The 18412-nt window shown below is 48.4% G+C and carries 13 protein-coding genes; 3 read left to right on the forward strand and 10 right to left on the reverse strand.

Annotation, left to right across the window (positions count from 1 at the left end):
• Positions 1 to 75 precede the first annotated feature (75 nt).
• Positions 76 to 2301, reverse strand: a complete 2226-nt coding sequence (locus GmarT_RS19180; protein WP_002647696.1) for an efflux RND transporter permease subunit — start codon at positions 2299 to 2301, stop codon at positions 76 to 78.
• A 533-nt stretch (positions 2302 to 2834) separates the two neighbouring features.
• On the opposite strand from GmarT_RS19180, the gene GmarT_RS19185 reads away from it, so the two are divergent.
• Entirely contained in the window at positions 2835 to 3185 is a 351-nt protein-coding gene (locus GmarT_RS19185) for a PilZ domain-containing protein (RefSeq protein WP_002647695.1), read from the forward strand.
• Between the two features lie 107 nt (positions 3186 to 3292).
• On the opposite strand, the gene GmarT_RS19190 is transcribed toward GmarT_RS19185, so the two are convergent.
• Together GmarT_RS19190 and GmarT_RS19195 are read right to left on the reverse strand one after the other, a co-directional pair.
• The gene (locus GmarT_RS19190; protein WP_149303116.1) at positions 3293 to 5029 is read right to left on the reverse strand and encodes a hypothetical protein; all 1737 of its coding nucleotides are present in this window, start codon (positions 5027 to 5029) and stop codon (positions 3293 to 3295) included.
• A 317-nt stretch (positions 5030 to 5346) separates the two neighbouring features.
• A complete protein-coding gene (locus GmarT_RS19195) occupies positions 5347 to 6204 on the reverse strand; it encodes a deoxyribonuclease IV (protein WP_002647693.1) in 858 nt (285 codons plus the stop codon).
• 238 nt (positions 6205 to 6442) lie between these two features.
• On the opposite strand from GmarT_RS19195, the gene GmarT_RS19200 reads away from it, so the two are divergent.
• Complete coding sequence (locus GmarT_RS19200) at positions 6443 to 7861, forward strand: sulfatase (protein ID WP_002647692.1); 1419 nt, start codon at positions 6443 to 6445, stop codon at positions 7859 to 7861.
• A 200-nt stretch (positions 7862 to 8061) separates the two neighbouring features.
• Here the strand turns inward: GmarT_RS19200 and GmarT_RS19205 are convergent, their stop codons facing one another.
• From GmarT_RS19205 to GmarT_RS19215, 3 genes are all read right to left on the reverse strand, one after another.
• Entirely contained in the window at positions 8062 to 9615 is a 1554-nt protein-coding gene (locus GmarT_RS19205; RefSeq protein WP_002647691.1) for a sulfatase family protein, read from the reverse strand.
• A gap of 102 nt (positions 9616 to 9717) precedes the next feature.
• Complete coding sequence (locus tag GmarT_RS19210; protein WP_044238996.1) at positions 9718 to 10422, reverse strand: class I SAM-dependent methyltransferase; 705 nt, start codon at positions 10420 to 10422, stop codon at positions 9718 to 9720.
• Between the two features lie 129 nt (positions 10423 to 10551).
• Positions 10552 to 11838 (reverse strand): glycosyltransferase family 2 protein, encoded by a 1287-nt coding sequence (locus GmarT_RS19215; protein WP_002647689.1) that lies wholly within the window; start codon positions 11836 to 11838, stop codon positions 10552 to 10554.
• 370 nt (positions 11839 to 12208) lie between these two features.
• On the opposite strand from GmarT_RS19215, the gene GmarT_RS19220 reads away from it, so the two are divergent.
• Positions 12209 to 13804, forward strand: coding sequence for a glycosyltransferase family protein (locus GmarT_RS19220; RefSeq protein ID WP_149303118.1), 1596 nt, complete (start codon positions 12209 to 12211; stop codon positions 13802 to 13804).
• A 20-nt stretch (positions 13805 to 13824) separates the two neighbouring features.
• Here GmarT_RS19220 and GmarT_RS19225 read toward each other — a convergent pair whose 3' ends face one another.
• The 4 genes from GmarT_RS19225 to GmarT_RS19240 all read right to left on the reverse strand — a co-directional run bounded on the left by GmarT_RS19225 (position 13825) and on the right by GmarT_RS19240 (position 18241).
• Positions 13825 to 14442: a DUF3124 domain-containing protein gene (locus tag GmarT_RS19225; RefSeq protein ID WP_002647687.1), complete on the reverse strand. Its 618-nt coding sequence runs from the start codon at positions 14440 to 14442 to the stop codon at positions 13825 to 13827.
• A gap of 120 nt (positions 14443 to 14562) precedes the next feature.
• On the reverse strand, positions 14563 to 15156 hold the full coding sequence (locus GmarT_RS19230; protein WP_002647686.1) for an HD domain-containing protein: 594 nt from the start codon (positions 15154 to 15156) through the stop codon (positions 14563 to 14565).
• Positions 15157 to 15171: 15 nt separating this feature from the next.
• Complete coding sequence (locus GmarT_RS19235; RefSeq protein WP_002647685.1) at positions 15172 to 17259, reverse strand: ABC transporter ATP-binding protein; 2088 nt, start codon at positions 17257 to 17259, stop codon at positions 15172 to 15174.
• Between the two features lie 55 nt (positions 17260 to 17314).
• Positions 17315 to 18241, reverse strand: a complete 927-nt coding sequence (locus tag GmarT_RS19240) for an ABC transporter permease (RefSeq protein WP_002647684.1) — start codon at positions 18239 to 18241, stop codon at positions 17315 to 17317.
• Positions 18242 to 18412: the final 171 nt, after the last annotated feature.

An 18412-nucleotide genomic window follows, 5' to 3' on the forward strand; every position in this document is an offset into this window, starting at 1 on the left:
GCTTCATATATCAATCTAGGGGTTAAGAAAAGCCATCAGAATACCAGTCAATTGCGATTGCGGCGCTAGAAGAGATTATGCAACTGCTTTTCCGGACTGATCTTTCGCTCCATGCTGGTGCTGCTTGAGGAAATGGGGAGTGTGTTGCTGGTCATGAGACGACTGACTACTGTCCGTGTGATCAGACTCATTCTGGTCATCAGATTTTTTCGGTCGCAAAGCCAGCAGACAGGGGAGTAACACCAGATCCCCCACCAGGGCTGCCACGAGAAGTGATGTCATCATATATCCGAAGCGGGCCGTCGGGACAAAATTACTCAACGTGAGGGCCAACATGCCCGCCCCCGTTATGACGGCCGCAGTAAAGATCGGTTCGCCGGTCATCAGCAGAGAATCCCGCGACGCCTGAGCGGAATTCCTCGTCAGACGAAATTGACTCTGGTAACGGACGAGAAAATGGAACGTTCCATCTACGGCAATCCCCAGGGCAATACTGGCCGTCATCATGATGCCAATATCAATGGGAATCTGATACCAGCCCAGAATCCCGAATACAATACAAATGGGTGTCAGATTCGGTACCATCGCGACCAGACCGGCTTTGATGGACCGAAGAGAAACAATCATCACTATCGTAATGATCACAAATGCCATTGAGAAACTCTCCCAGAACCCTGTAAATATCTGGTTCTGCGCCCGTCTTAACAGGGGCGCCACTCCTGTCAGGATCACATTGGGATCATCAATCATGACGGCGAGTTCATCATAAACCTGATCCTGTGGCAGATCGGCGTCGCTGCTGATTCGTGCTGAAATCCGCCAGAGTCGTTCGCCATCAGAAGTAAAATCGTTATCTCCATGAGCAGACTGGGCATGAGACAACAGACGGGCAGTCTCAAAGGGACTTTCAGGAAACTGTTTCGGAAAAAAACTGGCCAGTGACATTGTATGTCGTACTGCAGGATGCTGCTGAATAATTGTTTCCAGCTTGCGAATGTGCTCTACTTTTTTGATGAAAGGAATCTCTTCATCACCAAAATCCACTATCGCTTCAATCGAGTCGAGTTCCGTCAGATTATTTTGAACTGCACGCACATCCTGTATGACTCGCCCTTCTGCGGGAAGAAAATCCAGCGGATCAATTTTCGTGCGTAGGCTGAACAGGCCGACCCCTGTAGTCATCACCAGGATGATCGTGGCAATGGAGACGCGTCCGGCATGGTCAATCAGCCAGTTGGCACACTGTTGAAAGTTCCAGCGTTTTCCGCCGGAATGAACCATTTTGGGATCAATGGGCCAGAGGGTTAAGACAGCAGGTGTCAGTCCCAGACCGGTAATCAGCGACACGAATGTCCCGACTGAAGCAGCATACCCAAACTGGATCACGGGCCCGATCTCACTGACGGTCAGCGAAAACAGACCAATTGTTGTCGTCAGAGTTGCCAGGACACAAGGCTTCCAGGCGATTTTCAAAGCAACCGCCAGGGGATCTGGTTCGTCAATACAGCTGGCAACATAGTGATGCACGTGGATTGAGATCGCCAGTGTAAAAACCATGACCATGACCGACAGGGCACCGAGGATGAAATTCATTTCGCCCCCCCCCAGATAAATCAGGGCAGTCGTGAGATTGATGGCCCAGATCGTCAGCCCCAGGGTAGCCAGTGTTTTTTTCCACTCCCGAAAAGAATAATACAACAGGCAGAGACTGATCAGTAACGTGATAATAAAGAACTTTTTATTGCTTTTCTGGCTGCCCAGCCGATCCAGTTCCGCAATCACAACCGGGGCACCCGCCAGTTGAACTTCGTTTCCAGTTAACTGATTGTATTCCAGCTTTTCACGAATCCCCTGTACCGTCCCGGCCCGATTTCTGATACCAGTGTCAGAAAGCAGAACCAGTATGCCTGCCACATTCTTCTCGGAATTCATCAACAGCCCGTTCAGACGATTGTCGATTTCCGCCGGTTCCACTTTAAATTCGTGTAATATTGATTTGAGACGCTGGGGAGTCCAGCATTGTCTGACCGTCGGTAAAGACTCGATACGGCTGGCTGTTGCTTCCACCAGCAGAGGCCGATCCAGCCCCTCCTGCACTGCGACGAGCACAACCTCTTCTGCCCCGAACTCAGCTTTAAATCGATCATAGACGATTCGCACATCGGAATCTTTAGGCAACCAGGTTTCGATATCGTTATTTGAAGGCAGTAACTCTGCCAGAAATGTCAAAATCGGCAGCGTACAAAATACGCCCCAGATTAGTTGCCTGCTGTATTTATTATAGAAGGAAGAGATCATCATAAGATTTGGTAGATCAATCTGCTTTCTCTTGCTGAAGCCAGTTCAAGTACTCGAATCAGAGTAATCAATAGTCAGCGCACGTTCTTACATCACTGTTAGCAACACTAAAAACAAACACACTTTTGAGAACTATTTATTACTGCGACCATCCCAGTTTGATATCGAACCGCTAATGAATACAGCGTCATTCAGAATTTCTAATCATCAGACGTTATAGCAGAATCAGCTGGTGTCTTTGGAATGACTGTTACAACTCGCACCTTCACAGGGTGGATAATCATTACAATACGTAAGTGTTTCTGGCTCTGAATAGATTCGCCTGACGTTATAACTGTCAGGGTTTATCTAGCACAATCGCCGGATCTGGACGAACCCCCACACCTTTCACCGTCGACCACTCTGAATCGGATTGCACCTGTAATCTGAAACTAAGAAAGTCCTCAATTATTTTTGTATTCTATATTTCAATATCAGATTCGAACCAGAGCACGAATCAATACTTGATAACTGACTTCATAGCAGGAGTAGATTTAATGGAAGATACCCCCTGGAGCCGTCCCACAATGGACGACCTGAAACATGTACTGGAAAGTTTTGGCAAGAGTGATACCGTCAATATCCGCGATGTTGATCGACTGGAGCTCTCAGTACCCGCTGAAGTCAAAACCGCGCGCGGCAATACCATTTCGGCTATGACGCGGGAAATCAGCCGTCAGGGTCTGGGGCTGTTGCACAAAGGCATGTTGAATCCGGGTGAAGTCAATGTAAAGCTGGCCAGTGAAACGCGTGAATTTGAATATCGCGTTCAGATTATGTGGTGTACTCCCTGCGAGAACGGAATGTTCATCAGCGGTGGCGAGTTCGTCACAAAGCCAGAAAATTAACCTGACACAGGTTCCCGTCACCCTCAATCTCGGCGATTCGAGCACAGGCAGCCTCAGAGCCTGCTGCTGCTATTTATTCGCAGGGAACCTGAAGCAACGCTCACCGCTCAACTGGAACTGGCTCCCCGTTTGAGCAGGACCACAATAATAGACAGCAGCAGTAAAATGATCGCCCCTCCGGCAATCATTAACAGAGTGGGGATACCCCACCATTCCGCTGCGCGATCCGTCGTCTTTCGTTCTTCCAGATCCCACTCGATTTCATCTAACGTCAGGCTGGACTGCGACTGGGCGCGCTCACTGTCGGAACGTTGCTCCTGTAAATCCTCAAATGTCTTTTCCGATCGGGCTCCCTGAATTTTCGAACTGAAATTGACAGGTGCAGCAGATGTATCCCGCCCCGGTTTGACTTGTGAAGTTAAATCTCCTGGCACTCCAGGCAGCTTGGGCAGCATCAGTTGTGGCCCTGGCCCCGCTGACTTCTTCTGTTCCGTAACCGGTTGCTCAGCCCCTGCTTCGGGACTACTCAACCTGATTTTAGCAGGTGGTTCATCGGGCAATTCTTCCAGTTCCAGCTTCAAAGTAGGAGCTGAGGAAACTGAATCCGTTGATTTCTTCTCAATGTTTTCTACGCGTGGGTTTTCTACGCGTGGCACCCGGTTGTCTTCTTCTGGTTGAAAATCAAAAGAAGGTGGTTCCAGCGAAATGCCTCCAGAGTGAGGGGTTTTCTGTTTGACTGCAGATTGACGAGGTTGGATCTGGACCTTCTGAGGCTGGGTCCCCAGATTTCGGGGAACAATCAAGGGCAATTCATCGCTGCCTCCCGTCTTGGCTTTTGGTTGAATTTTCCCTGTATCTGGCTGCTCCACTGCACGACGTTTCAAGGGATGCACACGCGAAGGAGTAAACTGGAAATTGGGAACCTGCTGACCTCGATTCGGTTTTGCATCCGGTTCTGCATGCTGCACTCGTTGTACTTCAGTCGGGGTTTCCAAGCTGATTTGCTTTTTAATCTTCTCCAGTAGCATTTGGGGAGATTCTTCTTCCAGACCAAAGGCAACATGTCCCCGGTAGCTCGATTCTAATGCCTGCGCTGCAAGAAATTCTGCATACTCATAGTTTTTCTGAGTCAGTTCACGTCGGGCTCGGTCCATAATCGAATTAATCTGAAATCTACGCATTTCCTGATTTACATCTTCAAAAGCAGGCGCGGTCTGATCCAGATCCTGATGCAGATCTTTTGCTAATTCTGTCAGTTCTGCTCTGACATTCTGCTGATTTGCCTCAGCCAGAAGTCGGTCGACTTCTTTCGCACTCGAGAGCGAATCCGTGAGATCTGGTTTTTCCTCGACCTTCGCTGCGACGGATGCCCCCGAGGCCAGATCATTCACTGCTGTAGTTTCCACAGGAGACTTATTTGAAATATGTTGTATTCCCGTAGTGATTCCCTGGGAGATCGAACTGGACGCCTGCCTGACGCGTTCCGTATTCTGATCAAATTTTTTAGCGATTTGAGCAGGATAACGCTTCGCCGATGCAATCAAAGACTTTGATCGCCAGCTTTCAGAAACTTCGATGGCAGGTTTTTTGACTGGTTCCTGCAAGCGCTGCGATGATGATTTCGGTTCACCCTGCGACGTCTGTACTGTAGAAGTTGCCTGCGATGCCAGTTCTATTGGGGAGGAATCTTCGAACTCATCGACTGGGTATGTACCACTGATTTTAACCTTAGCTGGTACTTCTTCTTTCGATTTATCTGCCTTTTGAGCAAAATAATTAAAGCTGCTGCTGGTTTTTGATGCGACCAGCGGTCCGGCTGGTTTCTCTTTATTCTGTGAAATCATCTCTGCTGATTGACTCAGGCAACCTGCGCTGAGGCAGCTCAGGAGAACCAGAGATAAATATACCGTTGGCAGACTTCGTTTTAGTAGGCCGATCTTCACAACGACAAATCCTGTCATCTGCTCGCAGAGATCTGGACGGGGGCCGATCTTCTGCCTGGGTCGCGGGTAGTAACCTCAATGGGGAGTTGAGGTTCTGGGAAGCTGATTCATCGAGCGCGCAACAGCGCTCGACTAATTGCCTGTTACCCTATATCGACTGGGCGATTTTAATCGCATGAGAGGGTATTTTGGATTTTACCAGTCTTTTCAGAAATCGTTCAGCCTTTGCACAGCGAACGCAGTGTCTGCATGTTGATCTGATCCAGAGGCACCCCATCTTCTTCATCCTTAGGGGTTTCCAGATACATCGGACGGTCCTGAAATACGGGGTCATTCAACAGATGACGGAACGGTTCCAGCCCCAGGCAGCCACGACCTATATTCTCGTGGCGGTCCTTGCGACTGCCGAATTCGCACTTACTGTCATTCAAATGGAAGGCACAGATGCGATCAAAGCCAATGACCTGGTCCAGTTCAGACATGGTCGCCTTATATTCCGACTTCTTGATCAGCGGATATCCGGCAGCAAAGATATGGCAGGTATCCACACAAATCCCCAGTCGCCCGCCATCTTGAACCTGATTCAGCAAGTAGGCCAGTTGTTCAAAGCGAAACCCCAGATTGGATCCCTGGCCGGCTGTCGTTTCCAGCCAGATTTGCGTTTGAAATCCTTCTGTCTCCTGATGAATTCGATCAATGGCAGCCACGATCCGATCGAGCCCCTCTTCCTCACTCGACGTCACAAAACTGCCCGGATGCATCACTGCACCTTCCAGCCCGAGCGCCTCGGCACGCTGTAGTTCCACGACAACGGCATCAATTGACTTATTCCAGAGTTCTTCTTTGGGACTCGCCAGATTGATCAGGTAACTCATATGAGAACACGGTCGCCCTACCCCGGTCGACTCCAGATGTTCGCGAAACAGATTGATATCCTTATCTGTCAGTGGCTTGGCCCGCCATTGATTATTATTCTTGGTAAAGATCTGCACACAGTCCATTTCAAATTCAGCTGCCGTATCGACGGCTTTATAGTATCCACCAGCGATCGACTGATGTGCTCCCAGTAAAGGCATGTTTCATTTCCAGTAAAGATTGATTCATTTCAGATTGTGTTCACAGAACTTCGCTCAATAAAATCAGTATAAACACTCCTGCCGGACCGCTCCAGTCTCAGACCGGAACACTCTCCTTTACCATCAATCGTTTCCACTCGAATCAACTGAAATTGATGGGAAAAGTTCTAACTCCTTATTACAATTGATAACGCGAAGTAAGCCCTCAGTTTTTTGTTCGATCAATGTGGGAACGAAGATGAAATTACTCTCTGTGCTCGCCCTGTTCTGTAGCCTCACCTTCTTTTTGAACTCTTTATCAGCAGCCGAACAACCAAATATCATTGTGTTACTGGCCGACGACCTCGGCTATGGCGAACTCGGCTGCCAGGGAAACCCACAAATCCCGACACCCCATATCGACTCACTTGCCAGTCATGGCATTCGTTTTACACAGGCTTATGTGACCGCGCCGAATTGCAGTCCTTCGCGCGCAGGGTTGTTAACAGGGAGAATCCCAACCCGGTTTGGTTATGAGTTCAATCCCATCGGTGCCCGCAATGAAGATTCAGGGACCGGACTCCCCCCTGATGAACAGACCATCGCAGAACGACTCCACGATCAGGGCTATACCACCTGCCTGATCGGAAAATGGCACCTGGGAGGCACAGCCGACTATCACCCCTTTCGACACGGCTTTGACGAATTTTTCGGCTTCATGCATGAAGGTCATTACTTTGTCCCCCCTCCTTACCATGGAGTCACTACCATGCTGCGCCGCAAAACGCTCCCCGGAAGACAAAAAGGACGCTGGATCAGTGAGAACCTGATCTATTCGACCCATATGGGATACGACGAACCTGACTACGACGCCAATAACCCCATAATTCGAGGCGGACAACCTGTGAATGAAACAGAATATCTGACCGATGCGTTCACACGGGAAGCGGTCAGTTTTATCAATCGCCATCAGGATAAACCTTTTTTTCTGTACCTCGCTTACAATGCCGTCCACAGCCCGCTGCAGGGAAAAAAGAAAGACATACAGCATTTCACACAGATCGAAGACATCCATCGACAGATCTTCGCAGCCATGCTCTCTTCCATGGATCAAAGTATCGGGAAGATTCTCAAACAGGTTCAGCAGTCAGGCCTGGATGAAAAAACACTCATCGTCTTCCTCAGCGACAACGGTGGTCCCACCCGCGAACTGACTTCCAGTAATCTCCCTCTGCGTGGTGAAAAAGGGAGCATGTATGAAGGGGGCTTACGCGTCCCGTTTCTGATGCGCTGGACAGGCACACTCGCGCCAAAACAGACTATTGATGTCCCTGTCAGCAGTCTGGATATTTTCCCAACCTCCGTGGCACTTGCCGGTGCCTCCCTCCCTCAGAATTTGGATGGCCGCAACTTACTTCCCCTCCTGCTGCAACAGAAAACGGAGTTACCAGTCGCTGATTTTTTCTGGCGACAGGGACGCAAAGCCGCACTCCGCAGCGGTGACTGGAAAATCGTCCAGATGCGGGGAACACGCGAGAAACCAGTCTGGGAGCTTTACAACCTCGCCAATGATAAGAGCGAAACGATTGATCTCGCTACAGAACAGTCTGAGAAGCGAATGGAATTACAAACGCGCTGGAACGAACTGAATGCCCAGATGAAGCCAGCTCTTTTCTAAGCGTCTTCTCAAAATCAATAAATGGTCTCCGACTTCCTCTTTTGAGCCTCTTTCGTTTCCCCCGCTGCAGTAAAAGTTAATGCCAGACCAGGGACTATAAAAAGCAGGAGATAAAATCGGAGCGTGGCTTTGATGCAATGCATTTTTTTTGATCCTTGTGTCAAAATACCTGCTTGATCAGCGAAAATGACACTTCAGTTCTACTGATCCACAGTCTGAAGTTCAGGACGACTCCCCTTCGACGTTATGATTTGATTCAAACGCTGCTTCAGACGCTCGGTCACTTCAGGATACTCTGCTGCGACATCTGTCTGTTCTGCGGGATCATCTTCCAGATGGAACAGTTGAAACTGGGGCACGATCGTGTTTTCCAGCTGTTGTTCAACCACTACATTTCTCGCGGTCTTTTTGTCATAACGATGCAGTTTCCAGTCTCCAGCTCGTAACGCATAGGTTCCGTTGTTTCCGTTATTCTGCTGCACGAGTTCTGTTCGCCCCGGGGAGTCTGCTTTACCCAACAGGGCCTCTAGAATATTAAAACTATCCCGACAACTCTCGGAGGAAATTTTTTGGTCCGCCAATGCAGCCAGACTCGCAGGTAAATCAATCGTGGAGACCATCTGATCGCTCACGCCCGGTTTAATGTGGCCCTTCCAGCGGGTAATGAACGGCGTGCGTGTCCCCCCTTCATAGACGCTGTACTTGCCACCGGAATAAGGTCCTGCTGCGCGATGAGTGCCGATCTTTTCGATCGCTCCATCTTTATATCCATCATCGAGAACCGGTCCATTGTCGGAACAGAACACAACCAGCGTGTTTTCGGACAGCTGCAATCGATCCAGCGTTTTCATTAATTCACCCACGCACCAGTCAAGCTGTATGATGGAATCGCCGCGAAAACCAAGTCGCGTCTTTCCCTGAAAACGTTCATGAGGCATCCGTGGAACATGAATGTCGTGCGATGCAAAAAACAGAAAGAATGGGTGGTCCTGGTTCTGTTCGATAAACTCGACTGATTTCTCAACCCATTTGTCAGCCAGATCTTCGTCGCGAAAACGGGACGCATGACCTCCGGTATAATAACCTATACGACTGATGCCGTTATGAATGGTCGAATTATGCCCGTGCGACCAGTCCATCTTCAGAGACTCTCGATGCGTCAGCCCGGTCGGATGATCGGCGTTCGGTTTTTTGCTCCCCACCCATAAGGGATCAGCAGGATCAAGGTTGAGTACTCGATGATCTTTGACATAGACCTGAGGCACCCGATCATTGGTCGTCGGCAACAAAAAGCAGGTATCAAAACCGATTTCCAGTGGCCCCGGTTTCAATTGACCATTCCAGTCAGGACCATTGGCATTCCCCAGTCCCAGGTGCCATTTACCGATCACGGCAGTTGTATAACCAGCACGTTTGAGAATGGATGCGACCGTTTCCGTTCCCGGCTTAATAATGGCAGGCGCATTGGGAGGCGCGATCCCTGTCCGTTCCCCACGAAAAGCATAGGTTCCTGTGAGAAAGGAGTAGCGTGTGGGAGTACAGGTCGAAGCAGAACAGTAACCACTGGTAAACCGCAGCCCCTCAGTCGCCAGACGATCAATGTGAGGCGTTGAAAGTGCGGTGGCACCATAACAGGAAACATCACCAAACCCCAGGTCATCCGCCATGATTACAATGATATTCGGTTTCGCAGCAGAGAGTTCTGTAGCGACCAGGGTTAACAGCACAGTCAGAATCAAAGCGAGTCGCAGCATTTCTATTCCCTCTGATATGTCGTTTCGGAAGATGCTCGTAGTGTGATTAAAATCGAAACTACAATATACCAGTAGAAATCGAAGTCTGCGAGGCTGTCTGGATCACAACTTGCGTCCGACATACATCAGCTTGCCATAGCCAATTATCTGTTGCTCTTGCTGAAATATGTTGTTCAACAGGCTGAGTATTTCGACAGGCTGACTTAACCATCGTTCATAGGTGGTTCTTTCCTGCTCAGTCATGATGGCAAACGCATCCAGTTTAGCCCAGAGTTTTCTGAAGAGACGGATTTCACTGACTGTGTGCACGAATTTCAAAAAGGGAGTCTGCCAGGGCTCTACAATGACAACGCGGCCGCCTGGACGAAGAACACGATGCATCTCCTGCAAGGTTTTTTTCAGATCATCTGGAAGTACGGATAGATGATGCAGCCCTCCCTGCACGATCAACACATCGCGACTGCCGTCTTCAAATTTCAAATCCCTGCAATCAGCAACATATAGTTGAGCCGTTCCCTGATACTGCTGCAATAAACAGGGAGACAAGTCGACTCCTGCCAGTGAATGAAATCCCAACTTCTCCAGAGCATTCAATCCTGTTCCCTGACCGCAAAACAGTTCAACGACTTTCAGGTTTTTCTCCCACTGGGCTACCCCCATGTAGTGCAGTCTCTTCAGAAATTTGTTGAGTTCCTGTTGGGGAGTCTCAAAACGTCGGTAAGCGGCTTCCCAGATTTCATCGCAACATTCACTGCCGGGATGCCAGTACTCAATCTGCGAGGTGTTTAGGTTCTGTTGCGTCTGCATAGTTCTCTTATCTGCCTGAAAATCAGATTCAAAGCGATTGGGGGTGGACTGTTCCGGTACCAGTCCCGAAATGTAAACTTGAAAGTTTAAATTGCACTGCAATTTACTTCATGGTAACAGCCTGCTAAATCACTTCATTACCCGGGAATCTGGTTCTACAACATACAGGTCATTTTCCAGACTCGATTCACCGATATTAATTCTTTCAACTTGATTCAATTTATAGCTCTTCTTTTCGAGAGAAGTTTGCTCATAACTCCAGATTTCCACTACTTTCATCAATACCACAAAGATCGATATCTGTAGAACAGAAAATAACGTGAAGGCACCGGCAATGACTCGGGACCAGTGCAATGTTATTTTTCCAGTCGAAATAAATTCAACTATCCCCGGCCACAAAAAACCGAGACCAAGGAAGGTAAGAAATCCTGCAATGACAACCAGAGGTTTTCCTGTAAACAGGCTGGATATGTTTGAAGACCAGAAACCAACGAAATCTTCCCGCCTTGAGCTCATACAAGCCATTCGAGTAGATAGCGCTGAAGCCAACAGCAACGCCATTCCAATTGACCCGAGAAACTGACAGACCACAAATCGGTAGATCATCCACTCTTCCAGCCGATGATTCTGAAAGTAAAATTCAGTCGGATAAGCTGCCAGAATCAGAATCATCAGCATGCAGATAGTGAATCCTGACAAAAATATTTTTTCAGGTCGGTAACAGAGGACTCCTTCCCCAATAGCTTTAAGAAACTGAATCCCATCTCTCAGCGCACTCAGCTTACTTTCGCCAATACGTTCTTCATACTTCATGGGGATTTCGATAATTCGCAAATGATTCATCAATGCCCGGGCACTCATGGCTGGTGTAAAGTGCAGACCATCAGGTAATGGATACAGGTGTTTGAGTGCATTCCGACGAACAACTCGCATTCCGCTGGCAGTATCTGTTACTTTTCGACCACAGAGCAGGCCCATTAAAAACGCAAACCCACGATTCCCGGCTCTGCGGATCACTGGCATTTGTGAGTCAGCTCCCAGACGGGAACCCAGCGTTACATCCGCGTTTTCAACAATTGCCGTCTCGCAGAGAGCGGCAAAGAAACGGGGATCACAGGTCCCGTCAGCATCCAGAAAACCGACATAATCGCCACGACCGCGCCTCCATCCTTCCTTGATCGCGGCCCCATAACCCCGGTTTTTTTCAAACACAATGACGGTAATATCTTCAAAACTCTGTGCAATCTCAGCAGTCTGATCTGTGGAACCATCACTCACGACAATAATCTCAATACCATCGAGTTCAGCCTGATGCGAAATCTCTTCACGGGCATCCAGACATCGCCTGATAGTTCCACCAATGGCATCTTCTTCATTCAATGCAGGAATGACAATCGTAAGCCATTTTGACTCCATAACTTGCAGCCCATTTACTCTTGTAAGGATCTGATGCAAGTCACTATTTCAAGCGACTGTTCAGAAAATTTATATGCTGATAAAAAAACTTGATTCCGACCTGGCAACCTATACATAATAAAACAGACTAGGGGGGGTGGTCAATAAAATTCACTCCCGATCACAACCCTCTACCAGCTCTACAGTACCTTTCAAATTCCCCCTTGAGAGTCTGAGCGGCATTTACTCTCCAACCATTTGATTACTTTTTTCAACTGAATCTGGTCTGTAACTGATGACATTTGCTCTGCTACTGAAAAACGGGCTGCTTCTTGCTGGACTGATTCTCCTGGTGCTCTGTTTGCCGTGTCGATGGATTCGGTTTAAGGTATTGAATCGTTTTCGCATTGTCATTCAGTTTTTCAGCCGACCTCGAATCTCAATCTTCACCGTTTTTTTCCTCTCTTTTTTAGTTTCTGCTGCCAGCTCTTACTACCAGAAACCAGTCCCTCGAATTCATGATGAATTCAGCTACCTGCTGGCTGCAGATACCTTTTCACATGGCAGGCTGACCAATCCGCCGCATCCGTTTTGGAAACATTTTCAATCCTTTCATATCATTCAACAGCCGACCTATGCATCCAAGTACCCACCCGGTCAAGGTCTGTTTCTGGCGCTGGGTCAGGTTTTGACGGGAAACCCTTTATTTGGAGTCTGGTTGAGTATCAGCCTCGCCTGCGCTGCAGTCTGCTGGATGCTGCAGGCCTGGGTCCCCCCCAGGTGGGCTCTTGCTGGTGGGCTGATGGCAACATTTCATCCCCTGATCCTGATCTGGGGGCAAAACTACTTCGGGGGCGGAGTCGCCATTCTGGGAGCGGCACTCTTATTTGGCTCAGTGCGGCGCTTGATTAATACTCCCGATCTACGAATGACATTCGTTCTGGGAACAGGGATATTCATTCTGGCTATCAGTCGACCATTTGAAGGATTTGTTACGGCATGCTTGTCACTGATCACTTTATTTTTCTGGATAGTCACACAACAAGATTATTCCAAACGGGTTATTTTTCAGTCAATCATTTTGCCATTTGGCCTGATCGCAGTCTGTATCGGAGGCGCACTTGCTTATTATAACTGGATTGTCACAGGAAGTGTTTCTCAGTTCGCTTATCAGGTCCATGAAGAAACTTACTCACAAACTCCTCTGTTTGTCTGGAGCACTCCCCGTGAGGTAAAAAATGAATTATCCCACTTCAAAAAATATCACACAGGCTGGTCATTCAACGAATTTCAGAAACAACAGGATCCTAAGGGGTATTTTGAATCTGTTTCTGGTAAAAGCCAGACCTTTATTTTTCAGATGATTTTCTTCCCATTATCGGCCCTGCTACTGACTCTCCCCTGGGCAATCAAATCCACCTGGACACAAATCGCACTCTCGATATTACTGGTTGTTCTACTGATCCATTTGCTCTGTACAACTTTTTTTCAGCTACACTACCTTGCACCGATAATACCTCTTGTATTTTACGTTTTGATTCAATGTGCACGCCACTGGCGCGCAGCGCACTGGAAAAACCATAGCCAGGGACGTGTGTTTCTGTTTGGGCTGGGAATAATTTATATCGCCACACTGATTTCCCAGATATCTGAATATGTATCAGACCCACGAATGCTTATGAAGCATCGGTTGGCAACCAGTCGCGTCAATCTGATTGAACAGCTAAAAAAAATGCCTCAGAAAGACCTGATCTTTGTTAAGTACTCACCCGACCATAACCCCCATTTTGACTGGGTTTATAATCGAGCCGACATCGATCATTCGGAAGTAGTCTGGGCGCTCTCCCTGACTAGCGCAGAAAACCAGAAACTGATCGACTACTTTCCTGACCGTAAAGTCTGGCAGCTTTCAGTAGCTCCTGAAGACCTGAAGTTGACGCCCTACACAAACACGACTCTGGAAAAACAATCTGTTGAATCACAGTAGCAGAATGATCTCAGAAAAAATCAATTCTCGCCGGTTGAAATCACAGTCGCACTTCTACTGAAGGCAATCGCACGCGGTCCGGAAGTACCAATCATCACGGTTTCCACCTGTGGCTGGTTCACACTTTCATCACCAGCCCACGACACCAGGAAATTCGCGCCGGATCCCCCGGTACTGTCCTTTTCTTCCACCAGAAATTCGAGCGTCTGAAAGGGAGTCAAACTGACTGGCTGATCAAGATAAGTTTTCACCAGTTTGCCATCGGTATCATGATAATTGATGGCTGTGATAAATACGGGCTGTTCACGGTCTATGTTTCGGATACTCAATGTCGTTTCCAGCAGCAAAGGAGCGCCGCCGTGATAATAGATGTGGGAATAGCAGGGAACATACAGAGACTGTCTGCGTGTCAGTTTTTCCAGATCTGCTTTGTCAGCCTGATACTTCTTCAGGTCTGGTGGCTGATAACTGCGTGGGGGCACATATTCCAGCTGGTTCTGAACCTGTGAAAATCGATTATCCAGATAAACGGCACTGCCGATAAAAATCAGAGTCAGCGCTCCGAGCAACAGAAACAAAACATACCACTTCTCCCACAACCACAGAAACCAGTCGGGGTACTCCTGTTTGCCTTGCATGGTGCACTCGCTTTCTATTTCACACAGCTGTCACAGCCCGGTCATTCATGTCTCACAGTCGAAGCGCAGTCGAGACCTCTGTATTAAACTAAAGCAACACCAAAAGTACCAGTAGCCTTCTCATGTAGAAGGCAGGTACTTTTTCAATTCTTCCAGCCGACTGTTACAGTTCTCGACCAGCGGCTTCAGTTCAGAATCAGACTGACCTGCTGCTTCGATCATCGAATGATAATACTGTATGATTTCATCAGGACTGGCTCCGAAATGCCCCCAGAACTCCTGCCTGTCTTCGGTCTGCAGATCAAACAGCATCGCTTCGAGATTGTGGAGTTTATCCGCCAGTTCGATCGCTCTTGTCCCCAGCGCTGCCTGCTGCATTACTTCAATGTGCGTTCGTTTACGGTCCGGCCAGGTCCGTTTCTCCCCCTCTTCCGTCTCTTTTTCTTCTGTCATTTCCTGAACATACCGCACAACATCATCTGAAAAATGCGTCTCCAGATCTTCGATTGATAATTCCGTGTCTTCTACAACGTCATGCAGTACAGCCGCCGCCAGAATCGATTCATCATCGAAACCAGCCTTCATCAGGATCAGGCAGACACTCATGGGATGCGCGATATAGGGAATGCCGGAAGACTTCCGTTTTTGAGACTTGTGAGCCACCGCAGCCAGACGTATCGCATGCTCGACTACAGGTGAATGAAGGATATCCATATCTGTTTCTTTGATTCAACGTTCGTTCGAAGTTTCCTGAGTATGCCTGAACTGATTGAAACGCGTGTATTCCCAGTGGCGATACAGGGCAGATTTTTTTAACAGATTCGGCTGACTGTCGACCGCTTCCACCTTGCCTTCGTGAATCAGTACAACCTGATTGACGCGGCGCAGGGTTGTAATTCGTGAAGGAATCACCAGAACGGTACGATTCTGAAAAATTCGTGAATACGCATCTTCGAGAAGCGTTTTAGTATCCTCATCCAGTATGTCTTCAGGCTCTTCGATAATGAGTAAAGCAGGCTTCCGCAATAATGCCCGGGCCAGCCCCAGACGAAAACATTCGCCCACAGTCAATTCTTCACCATGCTGTCCCAGCGCGGTCTCATACCCCTGCGATAGATTCTGGATGAACTGATGCGCGTGCGCTTCCTTGGAAGCAGCAATCACTTCCTGCAGAGAGTATCGCTCATCACCGCACTGGATATTCTCTTTGACGGTTCCTGTCAGGCAGGGATCGTTTCCACTCACATAGATCGCTTCCGCGCGCAAAGACTCCAGAGTCACCCAGGCAGTATCTTCACCATCCATCAGAACACGACCCGACTGAGGTTCAATAAATCGCGGTATCAGATAACTCACAGCACGTGGAGCCAGTTTTTCCAGAGATACCAGGGCCGTACTGGTACCAGCGGGAATTTTCAAATCAAACCCTTTGAGTAATGGAGGACTGTTGCTGTTCAACTGAAAACTGACATTCTCAAACTGCAGTGCCTGAGACAGAGGTTCCAGAAACTTCGCTCCGACAGCCTGCCCTACAGAGGGTATCTGGTTGAGGTAACGATAGATTGAACTCGCTGAAATGTTAGCTTCATCGCGTATCTCTATCAGTTGATACAATCCATTTACCGGCAGATAGAAAAAGGCAAAGATCCCTGTCATCAAAACAGCTGCCGAAAGTGGCAGGCTGTCTGGACTCACCAGCACTTTATACCCGACAAGAAACAGAACCATGCAGGAACAGAACACTGCCAGCCCGCGCGCGACACGATGTCCCCACCCCTCAACGCGCTTGAGCGTCGCGATATTCTCCGTATATTTCTGCAAATGTTTTTGAAACTGGTCATGCTCTGCTGTTTCCATTCCGAAACCCCGTACCAGTCGGGTACTACGCAGGTTTTCTGCCAGTAAAGACAACTCTGTCTCAATTGCAACCAGTGTTTTTGCCTGCTCCTGTTCGTAGTTTTTGCGATGCTGCAGCAAAAAGTACCAGGCCGCCACCAGCGGAATCATACACTGCAGGGTCAGTCTCCAGTCTATCGACATGGCAAACAGCAGGAGAATCAGCAGAGTGATTGGATGACGTGACTGACCATAAACCCACTGAAACACCCCCTGCTGGACCGTTCCCACATCTCGAATAAACAGCTGAAAAGCCTGTTCAGTCTCTTTGCCGGACAGGTCCCCTGGCCCCAGGCGCAACGCCTGCCGATGAATCATATTTCGCAAGCTCATTGAAACATGATGCGAGATTGTCAAGCTCTTCTGCCGGGATCTCCAGCGGATCAATACTCGAATACTGGCAACCACCAGCGCAAAACAGATTAAAGTGAACAGCGCTGTCTGGTTCTCCTGCAGTAGTGGAACCCGCTGATACATCCGTGGTAATAAACCAATCTGATATTTGGAATACGTCCACCAGACGGATGGCAAAATACCAGAGTCCGTAAGACTCACCATCTCCAACCGAGGCATTTCTGCAATCGGGGATGGTTTTGGTTCAGGCTCACCACCGGGCACAGAGGACTTTCCATCAGCTCGAACCTGCTCGGGCTCAGGAACCGATTTTGCCTGTTCATGTTCTACAGGCAATCTTACAGGAGCTGTCCTCAGTTCCTGCAGCAGCTTGACATTCTGCTCTCCATGAAGTGTGATTCGCCCGCGATGGTCAAGCAGATCGATGATCAGAAACAAATCGACCAGTAACAGAATAAGCAGCAGGCCATTTACCAGCGACCAGAACAGAACAGTTCTGGCAGATCCACGAAAGAATTCCCGTGCGGGGAAAGCACGATGAAAGGCGTTGGGCTGACGGTTTGACACAAGACCCACCGAATCTGTTTTAATTCATGAGTGTAAGAAGGCCGCTCCCTGCTGCTCAGGCAAGGTCACGGTCTTCAAAAAGAATAAAGGCAACCAGAATCGCAATTCCGGAATAAAGCAGACAGCTTAATGCCGAATGACCAATATAGACTGGCGGAACGACAGTTCCCGTTGCAACCGCTGGTGACATGTTAAAGTTATCCAGGTTAGGCAGAATTGTAGCGATCAGCTGCCCGGTAAATTTCACAAACTCCAGTCCCTCCGACTTGGCCTGCACCAGATTGGGAGTAAGGTGACCAATAATATAGATACCAAAGCAGATAATCATATTCACCATCATCGGTAGCCGGGTTGAAATAGCGACACTGATGGCAGCCAGAATTGCAACTTCCATATAGATCAAAAGAATGCCAGGTAAAATCAACCAGACAGCGGCCATTTTTTCGGCATGAGTCGGTGCGTCTCTTGAAGCTTCACGAGCGTCATAACCGACTTTGAAGTAGACCAGCAGTAGAAAAGTAATCACCATCGGCAACATCAGCCAGACGACTGCTTTTAGAATCCCCAGGTACTTCCCAATAATAAACTGGCGACGATTAATCGGTTTCGACAGCAGTGTCATTGCTGTTTTGCCTTCTATTTCATCTGCGATACTGGTACTGGCAGACCAGACCGCCAGTAAGAGACTGCAAATCAAAATCGTTGCCAGACCACAGTCCATCAACATCTTGACATCATCTCCCATGGAGAAAAATGGCAGAAACGTGTTCAGCAACAGCAACAGCAGCCCCATCGCCATCAGCAACAGAAACACGGGCTGGCGAATTGCCTCTTTGGTAGTGGCTCTGGCAATTACACCTGCCTGGGTGAATGCAGCCACCCCAAATAACAGCACAAAGTAGAGCAATACACCTGCTCCGGTTAACCACCATTGAACCATCAAGTCAACAGGCTCTGCTGAAAAAACCAGGAGGCTTTCCATCGTTCATTCACCAATCAGTTAAGAATGTATTGAGGCTTCGAGAAAAGAAACTGCCCGAAGCTATTTCAGGCGCAGTTTCCCACTGTCAGTTACGATATAAATAATCTGGACGTTGGATTTATTTTTGAACTTATGAAATTACCAGCACATTCACCGGGAATCTCTGCCAAC

The organism is Gimesia maris (genome assembly GCF_008298035.1).
Lineage (GTDB): Bacteria > Planctomycetota > Planctomycetia > Planctomycetales > Planctomycetaceae > Gimesia > Gimesia maris.

Excerpts from the sequence above, each read along its gene's own strand:
- GmarT_RS19180 (WP_002647696.1), bottom strand. The coding sequence starts at position 2,301 with ATGATGATCTCTTCCTTCTATAATAAATACAGCAGGCAACTAATCTGG.
- GmarT_RS19185 (WP_002647695.1), top strand. The coding sequence starts at position 2,835 with ATGGAAGATACCCCCTGGAGCCGTCCCACAATGGACGACCTGAAACAT.
- GmarT_RS19190 (WP_149303116.1), bottom strand. The coding sequence starts at position 5,029 with ATGATTTCACAGAATAAAGAGAAACCAGCCGGACCGCTGGTCGCATCA.
- GmarT_RS19195 (WP_002647693.1), bottom strand. The coding sequence starts at position 6,204 with ATGCCTTTACTGGGAGCACATCAGTCGATCGCTGGTGGATACTATAAA.
- GmarT_RS19200 (WP_002647692.1), top strand. The coding sequence starts at position 6,443 with ATGAAATTACTCTCTGTGCTCGCCCTGTTCTGTAGCCTCACCTTCTTT.
- GmarT_RS19205 (WP_002647691.1), bottom strand. The coding sequence starts at position 9,615 with ATGCTGCGACTCGCTTTGATTCTGACTGTGCTGTTAACCCTGGTCGCT.
- GmarT_RS19210 (WP_044238996.1), bottom strand. The coding sequence starts at position 10,422 with ATGCAGACGCAACAGAACCTAAACACCTCGCAGATTGAGTACTGGCAT.
- GmarT_RS19215 (WP_002647689.1), bottom strand. The coding sequence starts at position 11,838 with ATGGAGTCAAAATGGCTTACGATTGTCATTCCTGCATTGAATGAAGAA.
- GmarT_RS19225 (WP_002647687.1), bottom strand. The coding sequence starts at position 14,442 with ATGCAAGGCAAACAGGAGTACCCCGACTGGTTTCTGTGGTTGTGGGAG.
- GmarT_RS19230 (WP_002647686.1), bottom strand. The coding sequence starts at position 15,156 with ATGGATATCCTTCATTCACCTGTAGTCGAGCATGCGATACGTCTGGCT.
- GmarT_RS19240 (WP_002647684.1), bottom strand. The coding sequence starts at position 18,241 with ATGGAAAGCCTCCTGGTTTTTTCAGCAGAGCCTGTTGACTTGATGGTT.